This window comes from Serratia sp. CMO1, from assembly GCF_015689115.1.
In the GTDB taxonomy this organism is placed as follows: domain Bacteria; phylum Pseudomonadota; class Gammaproteobacteria; order Enterobacterales; family Enterobacteriaceae; genus Serratia; species Serratia marcescens.
This window is the reverse complement of sequence record NZ_CP065032.1, coordinates 3,002,173-3,025,246: the sequence shown is the minus strand read 5'-3', so window position 1 is coordinate 3,025,246 and position 23,074 is coordinate 3,002,173. Positions and strand designations below refer to the sequence as shown.

Annotated in this window: 18 protein-coding genes; 3 read left to right on the top strand and 15 right to left on the bottom strand. The window is 61.6% G+C overall.

Annotation, left to right across the window (positions count from 1 at the left end; genetic code table 11):
* Positions 1 to 154: 154 nt before the first annotated feature.
* The gene (locus IT763_RS23460; protein WP_049299081.1) at positions 155 to 1,504 is read left to right on the top strand and encodes a colicin-like pore-forming protein; all 1,350 of its coding nucleotides are present in this window, start codon (positions 155 to 157) and stop codon (positions 1,502 to 1,504) included.
* Between the two features lie 52 nt (positions 1,505 to 1,556).
* Here the strand turns inward: IT763_RS23460 and IT763_RS14400 are convergent, their stop codons facing one another.
* The 4 genes from IT763_RS14400 to IT763_RS14385 all read right to left on the bottom strand — a co-directional run bounded on the left by IT763_RS14400 (position 1,557) and on the right by IT763_RS14385 (position 5,350).
* The gene (locus tag IT763_RS14400; RefSeq protein WP_016927234.1) at positions 1,557 to 1,973 is read right to left on the bottom strand and encodes an RbsD/FucU domain-containing protein; all 417 of its coding nucleotides are present in this window, start codon (positions 1,971 to 1,973) and stop codon (positions 1,557 to 1,559) included.
* 49 nt (positions 1,974 to 2,022) lie between these two features.
* Positions 2,023 to 2,787, bottom strand: a complete 765-nt coding sequence (locus tag IT763_RS14395) for an SDR family NAD(P)-dependent oxidoreductase (RefSeq protein ID WP_016927235.1) — start codon at positions 2,785 to 2,787, stop codon at positions 2,023 to 2,025.
* Between the two features lie 21 nt (positions 2,788 to 2,808).
* Positions 2,809 to 4,044, bottom strand: coding sequence for an MFS transporter (locus IT763_RS14390; RefSeq protein WP_016927236.1), 1,236 nt, complete (start codon positions 4,042 to 4,044; stop codon positions 2,809 to 2,811).
* A 271-nt stretch (positions 4,045 to 4,315) separates the two neighbouring features.
* On the bottom strand, positions 4,316 to 5,350 hold the full coding sequence (locus IT763_RS14385; RefSeq protein WP_049299084.1) for a LacI family DNA-binding transcriptional regulator: 1,035 nt from the start codon (positions 5,348 to 5,350) through the stop codon (positions 4,316 to 4,318).
* Positions 5,351 to 5,645: 295 nt separating this feature from the next.
* Here IT763_RS14385 and kynA point away from each other — a divergent pair, with 295 nt between their 5' ends.
* Positions 5,646 to 6,488 (top strand): tryptophan 2,3-dioxygenase, encoded by an 843-nt coding sequence (gene kynA, locus IT763_RS14380; RefSeq protein ID WP_016927239.1) that lies wholly within the window; start codon positions 5,646 to 5,648, stop codon positions 6,486 to 6,488.
* Between the two features lie 23 nt (positions 6,489 to 6,511).
* Positions 6,512 to 6,979, top strand: a complete 468-nt coding sequence (gene sbmC / locus IT763_RS14375) for a DNA gyrase inhibitor SbmC (protein WP_049299086.1) — start codon at positions 6,512 to 6,514, stop codon at positions 6,977 to 6,979.
* A gap of 181 nt (positions 6,980 to 7,160) precedes the next feature.
* Here the strand turns inward: sbmC and IT763_RS14370 are convergent, their stop codons facing one another.
* The 11 genes from IT763_RS14370 to IT763_RS14325 all read right to left on the bottom strand — a co-directional run bounded on the left by IT763_RS14370 (position 7,161) and on the right by IT763_RS14325 (position 23,074).
* A complete protein-coding gene (locus tag IT763_RS14370) occupies positions 7,161 to 7,535 on the bottom strand; it encodes a hypothetical protein (RefSeq protein WP_016927241.1) in 375 nt (124 codons plus the stop codon).
* Positions 7,536 to 7,541: 6 nt separating this feature from the next.
* Complete coding sequence (locus IT763_RS14365) at positions 7,542 to 10,766, bottom strand: glycohydrolase toxin TNT-related protein (RefSeq protein ID WP_241005475.1); 3,225 nt, start codon at positions 10,764 to 10,766, stop codon at positions 7,542 to 7,544.
* A 9-nt stretch (positions 10,767 to 10,775) separates the two neighbouring features.
* Positions 10,776 to 12,002: a DUF6531 domain-containing protein gene (locus IT763_RS23380; RefSeq protein WP_241005474.1), complete on the bottom strand. Its 1,227-nt coding sequence runs from the start codon at positions 12,000 to 12,002 to the stop codon at positions 10,776 to 10,778.
* A 2-nt stretch (positions 12,003 to 12,004) separates the two neighbouring features.
* The gene (locus IT763_RS14360) at positions 12,005 to 12,445 is read right to left on the bottom strand and encodes a DcrB-related protein (RefSeq protein WP_016927243.1); all 441 of its coding nucleotides are present in this window, start codon (positions 12,443 to 12,445) and stop codon (positions 12,005 to 12,007) included.
* A gap of 55 nt (positions 12,446 to 12,500) precedes the next feature.
* Positions 12,501 to 14,429, bottom strand: coding sequence for a type VI secretion system Vgr family protein (locus tag IT763_RS14355; RefSeq protein ID WP_206194791.1), 1,929 nt, complete (start codon positions 14,427 to 14,429; stop codon positions 12,501 to 12,503).
* 81 nt (positions 14,430 to 14,510) lie between these two features.
* Positions 14,511 to 15,956: a serine/threonine-protein kinase gene (locus tag IT763_RS14350; protein WP_193842866.1), complete on the bottom strand. Its 1,446-nt coding sequence runs from the start codon at positions 15,954 to 15,956 to the stop codon at positions 14,511 to 14,513.
* A gap of 49 nt (positions 15,957 to 16,005) precedes the next feature.
* Entirely contained in the window at positions 16,006 to 18,660 is a 2,655-nt protein-coding gene (gene tssH / locus IT763_RS14345; RefSeq protein ID WP_143778253.1) for a type VI secretion system ATPase TssH, read from the bottom strand.
* 56 nt (positions 18,661 to 18,716) lie between these two features.
* The gene (tssG, locus tag IT763_RS14340; RefSeq protein ID WP_206194790.1) at positions 18,717 to 19,787 is read right to left on the bottom strand and encodes a type VI secretion system baseplate subunit TssG; all 1,071 of its coding nucleotides are present in this window, start codon (positions 19,785 to 19,787) and stop codon (positions 18,717 to 18,719) included.
* Positions 19,784 to 21,670 (bottom strand): type VI secretion system baseplate subunit TssF, encoded by a 1,887-nt coding sequence (tssF, locus tag IT763_RS14335; RefSeq protein WP_004934987.1) that lies wholly within the window; start codon positions 21,668 to 21,670, stop codon positions 19,784 to 19,786. The genes tssG and tssF overlap by 4 nt, the downstream gene beginning before the upstream one ends.
* Positions 21,671 to 21,674: 4 nt before the next feature.
* Entirely contained in the window at positions 21,675 to 22,250 is a 576-nt protein-coding gene (locus tag IT763_RS14330) for a type VI secretion system baseplate subunit TssE (protein ID WP_049299094.1), read from the bottom strand.
* A gap of 2 nt (positions 22,251 to 22,252) precedes the next feature.
* Positions 22,253 to 23,074, bottom strand: a complete 822-nt coding sequence (locus IT763_RS14325; protein ID WP_269472475.1) for a type VI secretion system accessory protein TagJ — start codon at positions 23,072 to 23,074, stop codon at positions 22,253 to 22,255.

The following is a 23,074-nucleotide window of genomic DNA, read 5'->3' as shown; positions in this document are numbered from 1 at the left end:
CAGACAGCCGCCATCCGTTGTCCTTATTTCTGCGGTTTTTTATAAATGACGGGCAGCTAAAAACGGTTTGCCGATAGGGATAATACGCGTGTCAATCCGCGTTAAACGAGAATATCGGCATCTTAAAAATAAAACGAAATAAGGATGAAAGCATATGCCTGGATTTAATTATGGTGGTAAAGGAGATGGAACTAACTGGAGTTCTGAACGCGGTACGGGCCCTGAGCCGGGGGGCGGCGATAAAGGCCATTCCGGCGATCGCGATCGCGGCGGCGCCGGCGTTGGCAACAGCCCGGAACAGCAACAGATAGCGGCGATCCAAAACGATCCGGCGCTGCGCATGAAACTGGAGGCGGTGATTAAGGCGGCGCGCAGAATTAACCCGGATGCGAAATTGCATATTGAAAGCGTCAGCCCATCCGGCACGCTGAGCCTTTCCGCCACCGGTTTGACGGCCGATCAGGCGAAGCACATTGGCCTGGGGGGGCTGGTGATGGGGGTCAACGCCAAGGGGGTGACAGTGGCGATCGGGGATATCGAAACCGGCCATGCGCGCAAGCCCTCACCCCCTGGCAAAGGCGGCAACAATGGCCTGAATGCCGGGCAGATCGGCGCCTCTTCGTTAGGCAGTTTCGTGACAGACTCGCATCGCGATCGGCCCGTCAGCGGCTGGCATGGCAACGGCAAAACCGGCGAATTCTCGACGACCCGCACGACCGGGAGTTACTACGGTTTTCATCATTTGAAGGTGGAAAAGCAAGACGGAGTGGCGACCTACAACCTCTACTATAAGGCCAATAAGAACCGGCCCGCGTTTATCGCCGTGGTGAGAGGGGATAACCTGAATGCCATGGAGGTGAAATATGCCAACGGCAAGCCGGTAAAATCGCCCGGCTCGGTAAAAACGATCGTTAAGGAGTTCGTCGAATATCAAAATGCGGAATTAAAAGCCATCAAGGATGGCGTCAGCCTGGCCGCAGGTATCAATAAAGATATCGCGGAAAAGATCGGCGCGAAATACGCCAAACTCGCCAAGGATTTGGAGGCGGGAATTCAAGGAAAATATATCCGCAACGTGCAAGATGCGGAGAAAACCTACGAGCAATTGACGAAGGGCCTGAACAAAAAGCTCAAGGCGCAGGACAAAGCGGCGATTGTCGCCTGGCTGAAAATGATCGATGCGGAACAGTATGCCCGCAATGCGCGGGTATTGGGCAAGGTCTTCACCGGGGTGGACTGGGCGATCAAGGGCGCGGATCTGGTAAACGCCGCGATTGAAGGTTTCTCTACCGGCAACTGGAAAGCGTTCCGCAACCAGCTCGAAGCGCTCGGGTTGTCGATCGGCGCAGGGTATACGCTTTCCGCTATCGCCGCGTTTTTCGCGCCGACGCTGGTGTCGTCGACGGTGGGCATTTTCGCCTTCGCTTACCTGTTTGGCTGGGCCACCAGCTATATCGATGCGGAACGTGCGGGGGAGCTGGAGAAGTGGGTCGTTGACCTGTAACGGCATGAGGGGGCTGGCCCCCTCATTTTACCCCTCACACCCTCTACCTCTTTCACACCACCGGCGCCACCGTCAGCAGCAGGTTGGCGAAACGGCGTTGTTCGCCGGAGGCGATCACCAGCAGCGTCCGATCCGATTTGACCGCGGCGTAAAATGCCTCGCGCGGCAGGTATTCTATCGGGCAATGCTCTGGCAGCAGCTGCCGGTATTCGGCTTCGATGGTGTTGGTGAAGTCCGGCGGGCAGGCCATCAGCGCCGCGCTTTCCACGTTGATGCAGGCCAGTAGTTTTTCCAGGATCGGCGGGGCGGCGAGCGTGCCGGGCGCCAGGTTCAGATAGACCACGGTGGCGTCTTTCGGCGCGTGGGTCACGCAGGCGTAGTTGCCGTCGGCGATCAACACCTGGGTTTTATGCCCGCATTGCGCCAGCGCGGCAAGCAGCGGCGGGTGAGTGATGGCGGATTTGATCATAAAGCGATTCCTGAATGGGCGGGCGGCAAGCGCGCCGCCCGCAGCTGAATTACATGCGGTAGATGCCGCCGTTGATGTCGAGAGTCGCGCCGGAGATGAAGCCGTCGTATTCCGCCGCCAGGAAGGCGATGGCGCGCGCCACGTCGTCCGGTGCGCCTGCGCGGCCCAGCGGGATGGCGCGAACGGTTTCCTCCGCCGATGCCTGGGTAGTGTGGCGATTGTGGAAACGGGTGCCGAGGATCAGGCCGGGCGCGACCGCATTCACCCGGATGCCGTGCTCGCCCAGCTCCGCCGCCAGCGAGCGCGTCCAGGTGAGTACCGCGCCCTTGGTGGCGGAATAGACCAGCGAGCCGGAGTGCCCGCCGGCGCGGCCCGCCTGTGAGGCCAGGTTAACGATGCTGGCGCCGTCCGGCGCCGCTTTCAGATGCGGCAGCGCGCTCTGGGTGACGTTCAGCATGGTGGTCATGTTCACGTCGATCACGGTTTGCCAGAAGGCGCGGTCGATCTCGCCCAGCCATTTGCGCCCGACGATGCCGCCGACGTTATTGATCAGGATATCGATGCCGCCGAGAAACTCGGCGCCGGCCGAGACGCAGCGCTGCGTTTCGTCGGTGTCGATGAGATCGGCGTAGCCGTAGGCGGCCTTTTGTCCGAGTGAATGGGCCAGCGCCACCAGCGCCTTGGGGCCGCTTTCGTCGCTGTGATAGTGAAAATAGATGTCGCACCCGGCCTTGATCAGCCGCTCCGCGGTGGCGCGGCCGATGCCCTGTTCCGCCCCGGTGATAAAGACCTTTTTGCCCGCAAGATCGCCCATGATTGACTCCTTATTGGTTCGTTAAGAATTGATGACGCCTTCACGCTGTTTGGCGCAGTAGAAAATGCAGATCAGCCCGGTGGCCAGCAGGCACGAGGCCAGGAAAAACAGCCCCGGCGCGCTGCTGCCGGTCAGATCGTTCAGCACGCCCACCGCATAGGGGGCGACGAAACCGCCGATATTGCCGATGCAGCTGACCACCGCCAGCCCGGCGGCCGCGGCCGCGCCGGTGGAGATATTGGCGGGCATGGATAAAAACGGCGGCACGGCGGTGTAGATGCCGATGGCGGCGATGCATAGGAACGACAGCGCGACGAGCGGGTCGTATTTAAAAAACGTCACCGCCCCCATCAGGCCGATGGCGGCGACCACCATGCTGAGGCCGGCAAACACGCCGAGTTTTTTGGTTTTGCTGGCCCACAGGCTCCACGGATACACCAACAGCGCAGCCAGGCCGTAGGGAATGAGCGCCAGCAGGCTGACGCGGAAGATATCGCCGCCGGAGAGGGCGCTGATGATCGACGGCAGCCAGGTGCCGAAGCCGTAAATGCCGCACACCATGCCGAAGTTGAGCAGCGCGTAGAGCAGGTATTTCTTGTTTTTAATCCCTTTCAGGAAGTCGGCCAGCGTGATTTTAGAGCCGGATTTGGAGCGGCCGGCGTTGCTCATCAGCCAGGCCTTTTCCTCCACGTTCAGATAACCGACATCCTTGGGCGAGTTCTTGATCAGGAACGGGATCAGCAGGCCGATGACGATCGGCGGCAGCCCTTCGAGGATGAACAGCAGCTGCCAGGGGGCGAAGCCGAACCAGTCATGCTGAATATTGAGAATAAAGCCGGAAATCGGCGAGCCGACGGCGTTGGACAGCGGCTGGACGATGATAAACATGCCGAGAATTTTAGTGCGGTACTTTTCCGGGAAGAAGACCGTGAAGTAATACACCACCGAGGGAAAGAAACCGGCTTCGCACACGCCCAGCATAAAACGGCAAATATACAGCTCCAGCGGCGTGCGCACAAAACCGAGCAGGGTCGCGAAGATGCCCCAGGAAATTAATATTCTGGCGAACCAGATGCGCGGGCCAAATTTAATGGTGCCGGCGTTGCTGGGTATTTCAAACAGGAAATAGCCGATAAAGAAAATTCCGGAGGCGAAGCCGAAAGCCGAGGCGGTCAATCCCAAATTATCTTCCAGCGCTTTGGCGGCGTAGGCCATATTGTTGCGGTCGAGAAAGGCCAGGAAATACAACAATATCATGAGGGGCACAATATGCAGCGTCAATTTCCTGATAGCGCTGCGTTCAATATCCTTTGGCATTGTTTTTTTCATCATGGTTTTTCCCCATGTGGTTAATCGGAATAATAGCGTCCCGGCCCAAAGCCATGAGCGGAGAGCTGAATAACAACGTTGCGTGCATAAAAGCGTCGCGCCGTTTATTTATTGCGACGATTCTATTTTTTCTGCTTTTAGCTGTGGCGATCCGGACGATGCCGACTGCGCATCGTCTGGGAAAGTCGTTTTTACCGTATTAACCGGCGGCTTTGACCGAGCGCCGGCTGATGACCGTCGGCGGAAAGAGAAACTCGCCGGGCGGTTTCGAATCATTGTTGATGCGGCCGATCAGGCGTTCGACCATCAGCTGCGCCATCTCCGCCAGCGGCGGGCCAATCGACGTCAACCCCGGTTCGGCCAGGCCGGCCAGCGCGATATTGTCGATGCCGATCACCGAGATCTCTGCGGGCACCTGGACGCTGGCGGCGCGCAGGCCCACCATCAGGCCGATGCCCAACGCATCGTTAATCGCCACGATGCCGTCCGGGCGCGGCGCCAACGCGAGAACGCGCGGCGCCAGCGTCAGCCCCAATTCGAACATTTCCGTGTCGCCGTAGGCGCTGGTGGCTTTGCCTTCGATCACCCGTTGGCGTTCGCTTAGGCTGTGCCCCAGCGCGCTCAGAAAACCGTCGATCTTGTGGCTGCGCCCGACGGTCAGCGTCGCTTCGGTGGCGAACACGATGTGTCGGCAGCCGCGCTCGAGCAGGTGCTGCGCGGCCAGGCGCCCGGCGGCGATATTGTCCATCGACACGCTGTCGAACAACCGGGTATCGGTGGCCATCGGCTCGGCGAACGGGCTGTCGTAGCTGACAATCTTCATGCCTCGCTCGGCGGCCCGAACAAAATGAGTCTGGCGAATGTCGCTCGCCGCCACGATGATGCCGCGCACGCCGTGCAGGAACATATCGTCGATAAACGCGGCTTCTTCCTGTTCCTGGCGGTAGGCGTTGCCGAGCAAGACGCGGTAACGGTGAGCCCGCGCCGCGCCGTCGACCGCATGCGCCAGCGCCGAAAAGCTCGGGTTGACGATCGACGGCAGCAGCAGGCCGATGATCTTCGCCTGCGGCGCGGGCGCCGCCGCTCGGGCCGGCCGGTATCCCAGGGTTTCCATCGCCCGTTCGATGCGCTCACGGGTCTGCGCGCTCATCTGGTGGCTGCGATTGTTCAGCAGGTTCGACACGCTGCTGATGGACACGCCGGCCAACCGCGCCACATCACGAATATTTGCCATTTGCCGATACCTTGCTGCCTGCCGTTAGCCTGCAATCTATAAGGGAAGCCGGCCGCAGGCAAGCCGCAACCGGGGCGCCGCGCGCATGGGATTGCGCATTTGTGAGAGTCGTCAGGCGGCAGCCGTGTTGTTTACTAAACAACAAAGGGGCAGGGGGCATGTGTTAACGCAGATGAGTGAGATCTGCGAAGCACCTCTCGTTTATCGTCCTTCGGGGCGGCGGGTTCTGTACTATTGTTTTCTCTTTGCGGCACGTTCCAGGCCGATGGGGCGCTGGGCGCAACGGAGATCACAGATGAACAAACGGGACTTAGAAAGCGCGATTGTCACCGATTTTTCCAAACGCATGAGCTATGGCGACTACCTGTGCCTGGACTCGCTGCTGGACTGCCAGCACCCGCTCTCCAACCCGCCGCATCATGACGAAATGCTGTTCGTGATACAGCATCAAACCTCCGAACTGTGGATGAAGCTGATGCTGCACGAGCTGCAGGCGGCGTTGCGGCTGGTGCAGCAGGACAAACTCAGCCACTGTTTCAAAATCCTCGCGCGCGTCAAACAGATCCAGCGGCTGCTGTTCGAGCAGTGGGCGGTGCTGGAAACGCTGACGCCGTCGGAGTACGTCGAGTTTCGCGACGTGCTGGGCAGCTCATCGGGCTTCCAGTCGCACCAATACCGGTCGATCGAGTTCCTGCTCGGCAACAAGAATGCGGCGATGCTGGCGGTGTTCAGCAACGACGCGGAAAAGCACGCCGCGCTGAAGGCGATCCTCGAAGCGCCGAGCCTGTACGACGAATACTTGCTGTACCTGGCGCGCCACGGCCTGCCGATCCCGCAGGAGTGCCTCAAGCGCGACTGGACGCAGCCCTACCAGCGCAACCCGGATCTGCTGCCGGCGTTTAAAGTGATCTACGACAACCCGCAGACCTACTGGGAAGCCTATGAAATGGCGGAGAAGCTGGTGGATATCGAAGAGAGTTTTCACCTGTGGCGTTTCCGCCATATGAAAACGGTGGAGCGGATCATCGGCTTTAAGTCGGGCACCGGCGGTTCCAGCGGCGTCAGCTTCCTGAAAAAGGCGTTGGATCTGACCTTTTTCCCCGAGCTGCTGGATGTGCGCACCGAAATCGGCGCCTGAGATAACGAAAGAGGATAAGGGCGATGAGCGTGAGGATTATCGATAAGGCGGCGGAGAGGGTGGTGGGTGTCAGAGTCGTGGGGCCGTATCCGCAGACGATCCCGCAGGGCTCGCAGCAACTGCTGGCATGGCGGCAGCGCCACGGCGTGCCGTTTGGCAAATGGCTAGTGCTGTATTGGGACGATCCGGCGGAAGTGGCGCCGGAAAAGCTGCGCGCCGACGTGGTGATGAGCGTGGCGGACGATTTCGCGCTGCCGGCGGGCAGCGAGGGCGTTACCGTGCAGACGCTGCCCGCCGGGCAGTACGCGGTCTACCACGTGCGCATCAGCGATGGCGATTTCGAGCGGGTGTGGGGCGAGTTTTACCAGAAGCTGCTGCCGGCCAGCGGCTACCAGCCGGTTGAGGGGGTGAGCTACGAACACTATCTCAACGACTGCGAAGCCGACGGCTATTTCGACCTCGATATTTACCAGACGGTGAAGAAGTGGTGAGGGGGCTAACGGCGCGGTAGCGTATCAAAAGGCTCTTTGGGAGCCTTTTGATGGGGTATTTAAAGACTCATTTAAAAGAGGAAAAGTCATAAGAATAATTATTCCATGTCTATATCATAGAATGTATGTTTAAGGTTTTTTATAAAATCTATTGTTTGCAGTAAGCGAACTTAATAGAATGCTAGTGAAAAATGAAACCCAGCAACTTTATCTTATATCTTGCTGGTTGTGATTCACCCGTCGCCGTGATTATTGTTATTCTTTTTTTGTGCATGTCCGACTCTACTGGTTGAACATAGATATCCAGATTTTCATTTTTATATGAAGGTATTGGGTCATATGGGTACTCTATGACTTTTATTCCGCTTATTTTTTCTGCGATCGCCTTCCTGATGTTTTCATCTATATCCCATATGGGTATCGCAGAGCTGTTATCATAAAGTACTTTTTCGTTAGAGTTAGGGATGGATACTTCTTTTTTAAATAAGCGAAACTGCTCTTCGTTACCATCAAACAGTTGCTTATCTTTCTTCACGCTAACGTATTTTTCGCTCATAATTCCTCAAATTGGCCGGATTCGGCCTTCTGCAAGAAGTTGACTGATGGATTTGGACAGTTCAAATTGTGTTCCTCCACCAGCTTGGTTAAACCACGGTATAGCAGGCCCCATATCTGCTTGGATTGGTTTAACCACCTCATATACTCGATACGGTTTTTCCAGTGTATCTAACGGTAATGCCCGGCTGCCAAAAGAGGCTCCAGCAGGAGAGACAAAGGTACCTCGGTCGTTGAATACGCCATTATTTGTCCAGCCACCGTATCTATCAATTTTTGCTCCAGGCATAAGAGTAGTAGGCGTTGCTTGTACAAAACCTCTATTGGGAGGCCATGAGCCATGCCCCATGAATTTTTCTAAGGCCGCCCAATCTTGTTTTTTCCACAGATTATAAGCTTTAGATGCCTGGCTTCTGGATGCAAAAACACCTTTCGACTTCGATTGAAAATTATTCCAGGAATTGCCGCAACTCAACCCCAACGGATCCACCCAACCCAGCGAGTTCGGCGCGTATTGGTACAGGTTGATCCCGCCGGCCAAACCTATCGGATCGTGCTGGGTAAATCTGCCGATATCCGGATCGTAATAGCGGAACAAATTGTAGTGCAATCCCGTTTCCCGATCCAGGTATTGACCCTGCAGGCGCAGGTTTTGGGAGTAATCCAGATCTTGCTGATTTTCCTCATACTTTATGCGGCCCCAGGCGCTGCTGTGGCTCTGCCAGCGCAGCGTTCCGTCGCTGTCGGTCAGGCTTTCCGGTTCGCCGTTCGGCGCCGTGTGGAAGTAAAACACTTGGGCCGGCGCGTGGCCGTCGATGCGCGCCAAAGGTTCATAGCTGCCCTGATCGGCATAGACATAGGTGAGGGGCATGCCGTCGCGAGTTTCCTGCAGCAGCCGGAAACCTTCCCACAAAAACGTGGTGGTTTGGCATTTGCCGGCCGGTTGGCGCAGATCCTGACTTTGCTGCCACACCCGCTTTTGCGTGCGCCGCCCGAGCGGATCATAGTGGAACTGCACATGCTGCTGTGCTTCGCTGCGATGCTGGCTGTAGCGCACCACCTCGCAGAGGCGATGATCGGCGTCGTAGAGATATTGCCAACGGTAGTGGCCTTTGCGTTTTTCCACCGTGCGGCCAAAGACATCGTACCGATAATCAACGCCCTGATAATGCAGTACGCGGTTGTGCCGCTGGCGGAATTGCCCCTCATCCAGCAGGTTGGATGCCGGATCGTACCGGTAGCGCTCGGTATCCGGCAGCGTGCCGTCCCGGTTCAGCAATCGACCGGAGGCATCGTACTGATAACGCTGGTAGGAGAACGGGTTGGCGTTGTGTTCTTCGCGCGTCAGGTTGTTTTGATAGTCGTAGGTCCATTGGCGCGAGCTGCTGGCCGGCGCCGGGCGCTGGCGGTTGTCATTGAAGATCTCCCGCCGGTCTTTGCGCCCCAGCCGGTCATAATGCACTCGGCTGGTCAGGCGACCCTGCGTACGGCTCAGCTCGCGGTGCAGATTGTCGCGTTCGAACTCGCTGAGGGTGATATCGTCCAGCGCCAGCTGCAGCAGGTGGCCGCTGCCATAGTACAGCGCGCGCAGCGCGCGTCCGTCGGGCAATGTGGTTTGCGTGCGGTTACCCATCGGATCGTAATCATAGCGCAGCGTACCGTTGGCACCTTGTTCACGGGTTACCCGCCCCAGCAAGTCATAGTCAAAACTGACCTCGCTCTGAGCCGTTGTCGGCTCGTCATGCCATGCGTTGCCGCGGTCACTGGCGGCATGCAGCAGTTGGCCGATCGGGCTGTAGCGGTAGCGGGTTTCTCCATCGGGCGTTTGTTTGCTCACCAGTTGGCCGGCGGCGTCATGGCTGAAATAGTGCGAGAAGGAGGCGGAGGTATTGGCGGCGAAGCGGCGCTCGACGACCCGGCGGCATTCGTCGTAACGATAACGGGTGCTGACGCCGTCCAATCCGATTTCTTCCTGCAACAAGTTGCAGGCCGTCCAATGGAACAGGTAGCTTTCGGCATTCTCGTTGCGCAGCGCCGTTAATCTGCCGCGGGCGTCGTAGTGGCGCACCACCTCGCCATCGAGCGGATTGCGCGTGGCCAGCAGGCGGCCGGCTGCGTCATAGCGATAATGCGTCAGGCGCCCATTGGCCCCCTGATAGCGATCCAACTGGCCCTGCGCGTTCCAGCTCAGCGTCTCTTGCCAGCCCTCGGCGCGCTGCAGCTGTGTCAGGCGACCGGCGGCATCGTAGCGGTAATGAACGCGTTCGCCGGCGGCGTCGGTTACCTCGCTGAGCCAGCCTTGAGCCGTATATTTGTAGAGGGTTTGTTTGCCGGAGCAATCGCGGGCGCGCAATAATTGCCCGTGCTCATCATAAGCGAAATGGCTGATGCCGCCGTTGGCGTCGACGGCTTGCACCACCTGGCCATAGCCATCGCGCAGGTAGCGCTGGGTATGGCCGAGCGCATCGATCTCGGCAATCAAGGCATGGCGCTCGTCGTAGTAGAAATGCTGTGTGGCGCCGTTGGGCTCCTTGACGCTGATCGGCAGCGCGCGCTGCGGTAGCCAACCGGTGAGGCGAATATGGCCGAGCGGATCCTCTTCCTCGACCAGATTGCCGGCTTCATCGTAGCGGAAATGCCAGCCGTGGCCGAGCGGATCGCGCGTGGCGATCAGCATGTCTTCGTCATTCCATTGATAATGCCAGACCTCACCACGCTCGTCGGTATATTCGACGATCAGCCGTTGGGCGTTCCAGCGGTGCTGGTGCCGCAAGCCGTCATACTCGGTGACCGTCGTTAACCCGGTGGCCAAATCGTAGTCGATTGTGCAGCCGCCGCCGGCGCTGTCGCGGTGTTCCACCACGCGCCAGTCGTCGAACATCGCCCAGCGATACTCGAAGCTGGGCCCACCGGCCTGTTGGTGGCGGGTCAACAGATGTTGGGCGTTATAGTGAAATTCACGCGTGACCAAGCCGCCGGCGTCGATCACCTGATGCAGATCGCCGCCGTCGTCATAACGGTAGCGTACGCGTGCTTCGTCGTTATGTCGCAAGGCGGTGACGCGATCGTCGAAGCGCGGATCGCCGTATTCCAGCCGCAATGTCATGGCGCCGGCGCTATCGGTGATACTGCTCAGGCGCTGTCGTTCGTCGTAGTTCAGCAGCAGCGCGTTATCGTACTCATCGCTCAACGACACTAGCCGCAGGCGGGAAGGGTTCTGCGGCAGCGGCACGAACAGGCGTCAGACGCTGCCGTCGGTGTCGGCGATCAGCAGCTGTCCCTCTTCACCGCGGCGGAACATCAGCCCTTCACCGGCGCTGAAGCTCGGCTGGTTCACCTCAGGCAGCGGGAAGCGTAGCTCACGACCGGTTTCATCATGCAGGCAACACTCAACGACGCCGTCCCGGTCGTTAAGATCGACCCAAATTTCAAAAGGCGTGCGCCAGCCGTGGCCAAACAGTCCCTGATAGCCATTGCGGCTGTTGTAATTGCGCTGCCAGACCAGCGGAAAGCGCGCCGGCAGCAACAGGTCCAGATCTTCTTCGCCGTTCAATACCTTGGCGCCGGTGGCGGCATGCACCGGGTTAAAGGCGGCGTGGATCGCTTCGCCGAGGGCGTTAACGCCCGCCGCCGCCAGACCGCCGCCGATCATGCAAGGCAGGTTCTTAACCAGCTTGGCCGGATTACCGAGCAGCAGCGGCAGCACGGTCAGCGCCAAACCGATACCCGGCAGCTTGCCGCTCTTGATGTCGCGTACCACCGCCGTGCCGCCGCCGATCTGCACATTTTTGGAGACGTCGGTCGAGACTTTCGCCTCGCAGGTTGAACGGTCATTGCTGCGTACGGCCGGTTGGCCGTTGATAAATACTTTACGGGAGCCTTCCGCCAGGTATTGCGGAAGCGGGTGTTTGTCGCAGCTGATTTTATCTTCTTCCAGCGGTTGGCTGGGCTGGCTGGGGCCGGCGACACCGGGCTGCCATAGCTGCGAGAGGATATTACCGCCGGCGGCCAGCAGCTCGGCGCCATAATCCCAGAAGCTTTGCGGCGGCTGTGGCGCCGGTAACGCTTTGATCTCTGCGGGCGTGAGTAAGCGACCGGCGGCGCGTGCCGCCGGTTTGGCGTTGGTGAAGACGTTGGGGGAGCCCGTGAGAATGACGCCGGAGACGGAAGGCGGGAAGAGCCAGTTGGCCACGGCGTCGCAGCCGTTGCTGATATGTTCTCCGACGCCGGTCAGGCTGGTGACAAAACCGACGATTAGCCCGGCGCCGACGCAGCCGGAGGCCGCCGTCGCCGCTGCGCCGAGCACCGCCACCCCTGCCAATGCCGGCGCTGCGGCGGCGGCTGCTGCGGACACGGCGGCGGTCGCTACCGCATATACCGCGACTTCCGCGACGGCGCTGGCGATGTCCGCCAACGCGCTGGTGTGGATCAGTTCGTCATCCTTTCTTGCTGCCCAGATCTCAGCCATGGCTATCGTTCACTGTGTTCGGTCAAGACCAGCGACGCTTTCACCTGCTGCCAGTGAGCGTCATCCTCGGGGGTGAAGGGGCGCATGGCGGCATAGGTGACGATCAGTAACGTCTGGCTCTCGTCCGGCTGCACCGTCAACTGATGCTGATGATGGTGGTGTCCGGCGCGGATAAAGCGACTGGTGACTTCAATCGCCTTGAGATGGCCCTGCGGCCCGGCGCTGATGCGCCGGCGCGGCGACTGTTGCAAATCGCTGATCTGTGGCAGCAGTGCTTGCCACTGCTTCTCGAATTCGTCCTCCAGCGTGGCACCTTGTGGAATGATGCCGCGGGTGATGACCAGCGAGGCGCCGGTTTGCGGGTTTTTGAGAATATTGACCGTGCAGTCCTGCCAGGCGATGGCGGGTAGGGTGAAATAGCCTTCCTGGAAAAGGTAATCCATGGATGTCCTTGCAAGTAATCAGGGGGAAAGGACGCGGCGCAGGGCCGCGTCGGCATCAGGATTTCGGGAACAGCTGATCGACGGCGCTCTGGATTGCCGCCTGATGGCCGCCACCCGGTGCGGCGGTGCGCGCGGCGCCGCCAGGCTGGTTGAGATCCAGCTGGCCGCCGGTGTTGATCTCCCCGTCCTCTTTCACCGTGATATTGAAGCTGGTGCCGGTGATGTTGATTTGGCCGTTCGCCAGTAGCTCGATCACGCTTTCGCCGCACTCCAGCCGCAGCGATTCGCCGGAGCCGAGGGTAAAGGCGTTGACTACGGCGTCGCTGCGCGTTTTGCCGGTCAGCGCGGAGGATTCGCCTTTGACGCCGGTCGCCTGATTGAGCACCACCCGTTTGATCTGGTTACCGCCCACCAGATGCGTGTGGTCGTTAGCGATGGTGTGGCTTTCATCGTTTTTCACCTGGGTGTCCATGTTGCGTTCCGCCTGGATCCACACCTGTTCGGCGCCGGCCTTGTCTTCGAAACGCAGGGCGTTGGCGTTGTCGGCTGTGCCGTCCTTGGTGCGGCTCATAAAGCCCATCTGGGTGGCGGCGGCCGGCAGCGCCCACGGCGGCATGCTGGCTTCGTTATAGACGCGCCCGGTGACGATCGGCCGATCCGGATCGCCGTTGATAAAGTCCACCACCACTTCGTCGTTGACGCGCGGGATCTGCACGCCGCCGTAGCCCTGGCCGGCCCAGGCGCTGGAGACACGCACCCAGCAGGAGCTGCCGTCGTCTTTCGGCCCGAAGCGATCCCAGTGGAATTTCACCTTGATGCGGCCGTATTTATCGGTCCAGATCGATTCGCCGGCCGGACCGACCACCCGGGCGGTCTGCGGCCCGTGGGTTTTCGGCCAGATGGCCTGCTGCGGCGGGTGCCAGGGCACGTCCGCCGGCAGCACGGTGAAGTCAATGCGGTGTTCACTGCTCTGATCGTCGCCGCTGGCGTAGCGGTTCTCTTTCAGATGGTAGTTGGCCTGCAGCGTCAGGTACTCGCGGTTGTCGTCGGCGTGCGGGGCGTTATACAACGTAAAGGTGCTGCCGGGAGCGATGCCCAACGCGGTGGCGGTGCCCCGGATCTGCTGATGCTCGGCCTGCCAGGCCTCCTGGCGCACGCGGGCGTAGAACTCCCCCTGCTGATGCTCGGTGTAGCGGCCTGGCCAGTCGTAAACGTCGATCTGCCCCGGCGTGGGGGAGACCGGGTTTTGCCGCGCCTGGAACAGCCAGGCGTTCGGTTTGCGAAAATCGTAGTCGTCCAGGCTGTAGATGCCCGGCGTGACGCGATCGGACAACGTCCACTGGCTGATGCCTTCCTCGCTGGTGCTGCCGCCGGACGGCGTCAGGTGGTAGGGGATCATCTCGTAGCCGGGATAGGGCTGGTGGTGGTGGGGCGCATCCCCGAGCACCAGCGTGTGTTTGCCCATCTCGTGTTTGAAATAGTAATAGATGCCCTCCAGCTCCATCAGGCGGCTGATGAAGTTGAAGCTGCTTTCGTTGTACTGCACGCAGTAGCCCCACAGGCGATAGTCGCCGGTCAGCTGATCTTCCAGCTGCACGTTGTGCTCCGCCAGCAGGGTCTTGACGATCTGCGGCACCGTCTGTTCCTGGAAGATGCGGAAGTTGCGGTCTTTGGTCATCGGCCACAGATCCGGCTGCACGTGCAGGTTATACACCGCGTAGCGCGTGCCGCCGATCTCTTCGCTGCTGACGGCGATGGCGGTGATCTTGCCGTTCAGGTAGCGCGGGGCGCTGAGAAAGCCCTGGGTCGGGATCTCCAGCGTCAGCGGTTGGCCGAGCAGCGCTTTGCGATCGAGCCGCGCGTCGGTGCTCAGCAATTCAATATCGAAGTCGAAAGGAGTGGAAAGCGCTTCGATGCCGTCCAGCGAGCGGAACAGCAGTTGCTCCTGGCCCAGCGGCGTGTGCGCAATAATGCGATCCAACATGAGAACGTCCTCTGTGATTGACGCATGCGTCAGTCTCATGAAATAGGGAAAACCCCGCCGCGGCGGCGTTTAAGAACGGGATTAACCGGCGGTGGCCGGGTTGACCAGCCAGGTGCCGGCGGTGTCGATGCTGAGCTGTTGGCGGCGCAGCCGATCGTTGTGGCGGATCTCCAACTGATAACGGCCCGGCGCTAGGTTCAGGCTGGCGAAGCCGTTTTCGCCCGGCGTCACCTGCTGCGGCTTGCCGTCGAGGCTGACCTGCTCACCCGGCTGCAGTTTGAAGTACACCAGCGCCACCGGCTGCGGTGGTGGCGCCGCTTTTTCAGGTTCCGCCGCTGCAGGCTGCGCGGTTTGCGGCGCGCTCGGTTGCTCCGTCAGGGTTTTCTGTGCCGGTGACGCCACGGTGTTTTGGGCGACGGCCTGGGCATCGTCCTTGCCGCCGCTCAGCCAGGCGATCGCGCCGATCACCAGCAGCGCCGCGACGCCTGCGCCGGCCATCATCGGGCGCGAGAATTGGGTGCCGCGCGCGGTAACGGCGCCGGCGGCGGCCGCAGCGGCGGCCGGGTTGGCGGCGACCAACAAGTTCTCCGGCGCGGCGGCCGGGGTGCTGATGATTTCGTTTTCATCGGCGATCGGCAGATGCAACAGCTCGGCCATTTCATCGATGGTCTGCGGGCGGTCTTCCGGCTTCAGCGCCAGCGCGCGATCGACGGTGCGCAACAGCTCCGGCGAGTAGCCGGCGGGGCGGCGCTCGGCCAGCGGCTGGTAGCTGTCTTCGATGCTGCGCACCACGCTGACCGGCGGCGGCGAACCGACGATCAGCGTGTGCAGCACGGCGCCCAGCGCATAGATATCGGTCCACGGCCCCTGTTCGCCGTCGCTGTTCTCGGTGTACTGCTCGATCGGCGCGAAGCCCGGTTTGAGCATGATTTCCGTTTCGTCCGACAGGTTGCCGATCTCTTTGCGCGCCGATCCAAAGTCCAGCAGCACCGGCAGCTGGCTCTCCTGGATCTGGATGTTATCCAGCGAAATGTCGCGGTGCAGATAGCCTTCCTGATGGATGGTGTTGATGGCGCTGAACAGCGGCGGCAGCAGCCGCCGGATCCACGCCTCGTCGATTTTCTCCGGCTGCTGCGCCTGCAGGTTTTTCAGCGTGGTGCCGCTGTAAAACTGGGTGCCCATGTAGGCGGTGCCGTTCTCTTCCCAGAAGCGCAACACGTGCAGCAGGCCGGGATGCGAGAAGCGCGCCAGCAGACGCGCCTCCTGAATAAAGCTGTTCAGCCCGGCCTGGAAGGTTTTGCCGAAGCGCTCGCCGCGCAGCCCGATGCTGAGATCGTCGTTGCGTTTCGCCAGCGAGGTCGGCATGTACTCCTTGATGGCGATGGTGCGTTCCAGTTGGTGATCGTAGGCGCGGTAGACGATGCCGAAGCCGCCTTCGCCGATCGCTTCCTGGATCTCGAATTCGTTGAATCGATAGCCGCTCGGCAGGCTGTTCGAATTCGGTTTGGTTATCCCGGTTCCCGACATAGTGATGACTCTCTGTATTCAAAGGGCCGCCGTCTCGGCGGCCGCGGCGTTATGCCTGAAATTGACAAATGAATTCGTGGTTCTGCAGCGCGATGTGCAGCTGGCGATAGCGCTGGTCGTTGGCGCTGCCGGTCAGCAGGGTGTGGCTGATCTGCGGCAGCAGGGTGTTGGTCAGGATGGCGTCGACCATGCGGCCGCCGGACTCCACTTCGGTGCAGCGGCTGACGATCTGCTCGATGACCGCGTCGTCGAAGGTGCAGACGATGTCGTGATTCTCCGCCAGGCGACGCTGGATGCGGCCCAGCTGCAGGCGCACGATGTTGCCCAGCGTGGCGTCGGTCAGCGGGTAATACGGCACCACCAGCAGACGGCCGAGCAAGGCGGCCGGAAACACCGACAGCAGCGGCTGGCGCAGCGCGCCGCTCAGCGCCTCCGGCTCCGGCAGCAGCTCCGGATCGCTGCACAGCCCGGCGATCAGATCGGTGCCGACGTTGGAGGTCAGGATGATGATGGTGTTGCGGAAATCGATATGGCGGCCTTCGCCGTCCTCCATCCAGCCCTTGTCGAACACCTGGAAGAAGATTTCATGCACGTCCGGGTGCGCCTTCTCGATCTCGTCCAACAGCACCACGCTGTATGGACGGCGGCGCACCGCCTCGGTCAGCACGCCGCCTTCGCCGTAGCCGACATAGCCGGGGGGCGCGCCTTTCAGCGTCGAAACGGTGTGCGACTCCTGGAATTCGCTCATGTTGATGGTGATGACGTTCTGCTCGCCGCCGTACAGGGTTTCCGCCAGCGCCAGCGCGGTTTCGGTCTTGCCGACGCCGGATGGCCCGGCCAGCAGGAACACCCCGACCGGCTTGTTCGGATCGTCCAGCCGCGCCCGCGAAGTGCGCACCCGGCGGGCGATCAGATCCAGCGCATGGCGTTGGCCGATCACGCGCTGATTCAGGGTGTCGGAGAGCTGCAGCACCGCTTCAATCTCGTTTTTCACCATGCGGCCCAGCGGGATGCCGGTCCAGTCGGCCACCACCGCCGCCACGATGTTGGCGTCGACGGCGGCGAAGATCAGCGGCGCTTCACCCTGCAGCGCGCTCAGCTGCTGCTGCAGTTCGCCCAGCTGGGTGCGCAGCGCGTCGGCGTCAGGGGCCGCCTCCGTTTCTTCGCCGGCAGGCTCCGCTTCCTGCCGGTGCAACTGCGCGCGCAGCGTGATGATCTCTTGGATCAGCGCCAGCTCCTGCTGCCAGCGGTCGGTCAGCTGTTCCAACTCCTGGCGCAGCGCGGTCAGCTGGGTTTCAATCTCCTGCGGGCGCAGGGGATCGCCAATGCCGACCTTGGCTTCGCGGCGGGCGATATCCAATTCGATCTGCAGCGCATCGATGCGGTGGCGGCAGTCTTCGACCTGGGCGGGCTCGGCGTGTTGGCTGACCGCCACGCGCGCACAGGCGGTATCCAGCAGCGCTACCGCCTTGTCCGGCAACTGGCGGGCTGGAATATAGCGATGGGACAGCCGCACCGCGGCGTCCACCGCTTCATCCAGCAGCAGCACGCGGTGGTGTTGCTCCAGCGGGCTGACGGTACTGCGCAGCATCAACAGCGCTTTGTCTTCGCTCGGTTCGTGTACCTGCACCACCTGGAAACGGCGGGTGAGCGCCGGGTCTTTCTCGATGTATTTCTTGTATTCCGACCAGGTGGTGGCGCCAATGGTGCGCAGTTGGCCGCGCGCCAGCGCCGGTTTCAGCAGGTTGGCCGCGTCGCCGGTGCCCTGGGCGCCGCCGGCGCCGATCAGGGTGTGAATTTCGTCGATAAATAGGATGATTGGCGTCGGGCTGGACTGCACTTCGTCGATCACCGCCTGCAGCCGTTTTTCAAACTCACCCTTAACGCCGGCGCCGGCCTGCAGCATGCCGATGTCCAGCAGGCACAGCTTCACGTCGCGCAGCTGCGGCGGCACGTCGCCGGCCACGATGCGCAGCGCCAGGCCTTCCACCACCGCGGTTTTGCCGACGCCGGCCTCGCCGGTCAGCAGCGGGTTGTTCTGGCGGCGGCGCATCAGGATATCGATGATTTGCCGGATCTCCTCATCGCGGCCGGCCACCGGGTCGATCTCGCCGTCACGCGCTCTGGCGGTCAGATCCTGGGCATACTGCGCCAGCACGCTTTCACCGCTGCGCGCCGCGCCGGATGCGTTCTCGGCGTGGCTTTCCGCCGGCGCATCCTGGGCGTTTTCCGCCGAGTGAGCGGTAATGGCGGCGAACTGCTCCATCAACAGATCGGCGTTGATGCGCTCGAACTGCGGGGAAATGGCCTTCAGCAGATGGCGCAGGCTGTAGGTTTTCAGAATGCCGAGCAGCAGGTGGCCGCCGCGGATGCGCGACGCGCCGAATTTCAATGAGCCATAGACCCAGGCGCGCTCTACCGCGCTGTCGATGTGCTCGGACAGATCGGAGATGGCGCTGGCGCCGCGCGGCAGGCGATCGAGCGCCTCGACGATGTCGCGCGCCAGCTGCGCCTCGTCCAACGCGAAGTGGCGAACGATCTGCTGCAGATCGCCGTCCGGCGATTGCATCAGCTGATGCAGCCAGTGCGCCAATTCGACGTAGGGGTTACCGCGCAGCTTGCAAAACGCCGTCGCACTTTCCAGAGAGGTGAATAACAGGCTATCCAGTTTGCCAAATAATACCGAGCGGCTGATTTCAGACATGGTTTTCCTCAGGTCTCAGGGTGGCCTGACGCCACGGAGCGTCGGCCGAAATAGGGTCAGAACGGATTTTCCAGCGGTTCAGGGCTGAAGATCAGATCGTCGAGATCGCGCTGTCGCCGATGGTTGGCCAGCCAACTGCTCAGGCCCAATCGCTGCGCGCCGCCGAGCTGGGTGCCGTGCGCCTGTTCCTTTGCCAGGATCAGGCGCACTTCCCAGACGAACTCGATGCCCAGATATTGGCGCACCCAGTCGCGCAGTTGCCGGCACAGCTCTGCGCCCGGCAAGAAACGGTCATAGTCCTGCTGCGGCATCGGCCCCAGCTCGATACGGAATTTGTGCTGAATATCGCGCACCGCGATGCCGAGAAAGGCCGACTCGCCGAGCCGCGGCGCACCGCGCCCGGCCTTGAGCCGCGCCTGCTCGCGCGGCTCCACCCGCAGCCAGTGCGGCACGTTTTCGACGATGCGCACCGGCACCTTGAAATACTGCTGCAAAATTTTGCTCAGGCCTTCCGGATCGCGGCTGTGGCGAATCAGATGACCGGCCATAAAATGCTTGGCGTGGGCGTTGATGCTGTCGCGCTCCTGCTGCGCCGGCTGGCCGATGCCGATCAGGCTCGACAGGTACTCGTCGAAGCGCCGGTTGTCCGGGCGATCCAGCGATACCGTCGGCTGTGCGTCGGCCCAGGCGCGATAAAACAGCAGCGTCAGGCGGTGATGGAACAGGTTGGTGAACGCCAGCAGGGTGGTGTCCTGATGGTGGTATACCCGTTCGCGCACGTATTCGGTCAGGTGCAGCGGCAGCGGCCCGTTGGGGCCGAACAGGCCGAAACTGAAGATCGAAACGTCGTGCAGCGGGCCGTTGGCGCGCGGCGTCACCTGCGCCAGCGTGGAGGGCGCGAACGACAGCGACGGCTCCTGGCCCAGGCGCAGCATCTCGTGGCGCGGCAGCGGCGCGCGCCCCAGCAGGTAGGGCTGGCCGCCCTGGGCGTCGATGCGGCGCAGCAGCTGAAACAGATCGTGCTTGTAAGGCGCGCTGCGCAGCCGCGGCCAGAAGTCGTCCGGCAGGCGATACAGCGCGTTGATCTGCGGCGGCGCCAGTTCGGTGGCGATCATCTCCGCGCTCATATCAGCGTCCTTTTGCCCATGCGCGCCTGCCAGTGGGCGATCTCGCCGCGCTGCTGGCTGGAGAGCGTCATCTCGGTGAAGGTGTTCATCGCCACCAGGCGCGAGAACAGGCGCTCCAGCACGCTGCCGAGCAGGTAAGGGCTGTTGCCGGAGAACGCCTGCTCATCGACCGTCAGATCGATGGCGATGCCGCGCGCGAATACGATGGGGCCGGGTTCAGGCACTCGCCGATAGACCGGCCGCAGGTTGCAGTGGCGCACGCCCTGGATCTGTTTGGCGATCGCCGGCTCGCTCAGGTTGCCGTACAGCCCCAGCAGCTGGCGCAGGCTGGCGGCGCCCTGTTCCGGATCGCCGTCCATCATGCTGAGGTAATTCAGCTGCAGCTGACTGATCAACCGCCAGGTGATCATCCCTTCGGCCAGCGCCGGGCGTGGCGGGGTGGGGCCTTTGCGCAGCGAGACCTGCTTAATCGGGATCGAATCGGGCATCACGAAGTTGCCCTGATCCTGCTGCAGCAACATCAATGGCAGGTCGCGGCTGGTGCACAGCACGTCGGCGGTGAGGTATTTCAGATCGCTGTGCCACGGCGATTGCCGCTCGTCCACCAGCGACACGAACACTTCCGAACCGGCGTAGCCGGTGCGGGTGCCGTAGCGGCGGGCGTGCTCCGACAGCGTGCGCTGTTCGCGCCGCAGCGAGAAGTAGGCGCCATAGTTGCCGTCGTCCGCGCTCAGGGTGCTGTAAAACGGCCGAAACTCTTGCTCGTAGCGTTTTTCGCTGGCGCTGCCGCCGAGCCGCTGCACTGAAAACACTTCGTAATCCAGCGGCCGGATATTGTCGACCACCAGATGGTATTCGTGGTTTTTTTCGTTGATCGCGATGCGTTCGGCGACCTTCGGAAACAGGTTGATCACCGGCGTGCAGTGCAGCGCCAAATGGGCGACGTCGACCACCCGTTCCAGCGCGGCGTCGTGTCGATCCAGCAGCACCACGATCTCGAACTGGCGCAGCCCCTTTTTCCCTTCGCGCACGCTCTGCAGCAGCGGACGCAGGCCGTTGACGCTGAAGAACTGGAAGCGCGCCGGGAAGGCGAAATACTCCTGCAGCAGCCGGTAGCCTTCGAAGTTGCGCAGATCGTTGGGCAGCAGCGCCTGATCGGCAGCGAAGCCCTCCTGTCGCAGCCCGTCCAACGCCAGCGCCCGCCGCTGCGGCTGAGCCTCCACCGTTTGGCAGACAAGCCCGACGCTGTGCTGCATCAGCAACTCCAGCAGCTGCTGCGCCTGCATGTCCGGCCCGGCCAGGTAAAACATCAATTGATCCAGCTGCAGATTGTTGAGCGTCACGCTTTCGTAGCACTCAAGACGAATGCGCAGCGCGCTGACGCAGCCGCTGTGCTGCAGCCCCAGCGAGGCCAGCGGGATATCGGCCGGAATGCCGCCCAGCTCGACGCCGGCGATGCGCACCGGCTGCAGCGTGACGTCATGCGCCGTGGTGTAACTGCAGGTGATGCCGCTTTTCTTCAGCGTCTGGCTGTCCATCATGGTACCGCGCGGCACCACGAAGCCGTTGCTGATGTCGCCTTTGCTGCTGTCCGGCTGCAGCTCGGCGATCGCCATCGACGGCGTCGGTGACAGGTAGTTGGGGTAGATGATCTCCAGCAAGCGCTGAGAAAAGCGGGGGAACTCGGCGTCCATTTTCAGCTGCACGCGCGAGGTGAGGAAGGCAAAGCCTTCCATCAGGCGCTCGATATAAGGGTCCGCCACGTCGATGCCGCGCATGCCGAGGCGGCCCGCAACCTTCGGGTACTGTTCGGCGAACTCGGCGCCCATCTCACGCAGATAGGCCAGCTCGCGGTTGTAATAATCTAACAGTTTACTGTCCATCGCCTTACCCTATGTCTTTCAGATCGAAGTGGCCATTTTCCAGATCCACGTCGGTACGGAACAGAAACTCCAGCGGATAGGGCACGCACCACAGGCGGCCCTTGATTTCGATCGACAGCACGTTGTGCAGCTCCAGCGAGCCGGTATCCGAGATGCAGCGCACCTGCAGCCCCTCGGGCAAAATGCGCGGCTCGAAATGCAGAATGGATTCGGTCAGCGCGCGCTGAATGTCGAGCCATTCGATGTCCGACATGCGCTTGCCCGCCAGCGAGGCGATGCCGTAATTCAGGGTGGAGCGCCGCACCTGCGGAAAATCGCCGAGATCCAGATTGGATTCGCTGTTGACGCAGTTGAACAGCCACTGCAGATCGCGCAATACCCGGCGGCGCAGCTCGCTGTGCGACACCAGGTTGCGCGCCTGCGCCTCCTGCTTTTTCTGCGGTTCGTCGTCGGTCAGCATATCGAGCAGCACCGGCTGCATTTTGTCGCGCGAGGTCAGGCGTTCGCTGTCCTGACGATAGCGATAGCCCTGGTGGCGTAGATCGCTGCCGTCGTAGTGGGGTGGGCGCTTATCGTTCATGGTCAGGCGCTCGCGTCGAAGCTCAGCTGCCGCAGGCTGTGCAGTGGGAATTCATCGCTTTCGCTGAGCCAGGTTTTCAGGCCCAGCCCCGCATAGTGGGTGCCGTCGCCCAGCGGTTGCCATTCGGTGCGCTTGCCGAGCAGCAGCGCGTCGTCGCTGCCTTCTGCCAGCGGGTAACGGGCGGGCAGTTGACACACCTGTTCGCGGCCATCGGTCAGGCGCACCAGCGCATGGCTCCACACCAGGTCGATGGCGCTCTGCGGCGCCTGGAACTGGATCGCGGCGATGTCGGCAAACGGCAGCCAGTAGTAAACGCCGTTCAGCGCCAGTTCGCATACCGGCCCGAGGCGGCCGTCACCGTCGGTCAGCCAGTCGAAACGCAGCTGCCGTTCTTGTTCGCCTTCGGCCAGCGTTAACCGCCCGGCGCCGGCCGGGGCGGCCTCCAGCGCGTCATCACGCAGCGCCTGGGCCTGTTCGGCCGCCCCTTGCGCATCCTGATGCAGCGCCTGCACCATCAGTTTCAGCCAAGGCTGATCCTGCCGCAGCAGCGCCGGCGCGGCCGTGCCGGCAAACACCGCCTGGCGTTGCAGCTCGGCGTTGACTGACTGCATCAGCAGCAGCGTGGTCGGTTGGGCGATCGGTTTCAGCGCCTGCCAGGATTTCAGCTGCGCGTTGGCGCGCGTCCAGTTGCCGCTCAGGCACAGCAGTTGCACCAGCGCGGCGCGCAGGTCGGCATCCGCCGGTTTCGCCTTGATATCGTTTTCGACGGTGGTGATGGCCGCGCCGATCGACTGGCCTTGCAGCATGCTTGCTAATGATTTCAC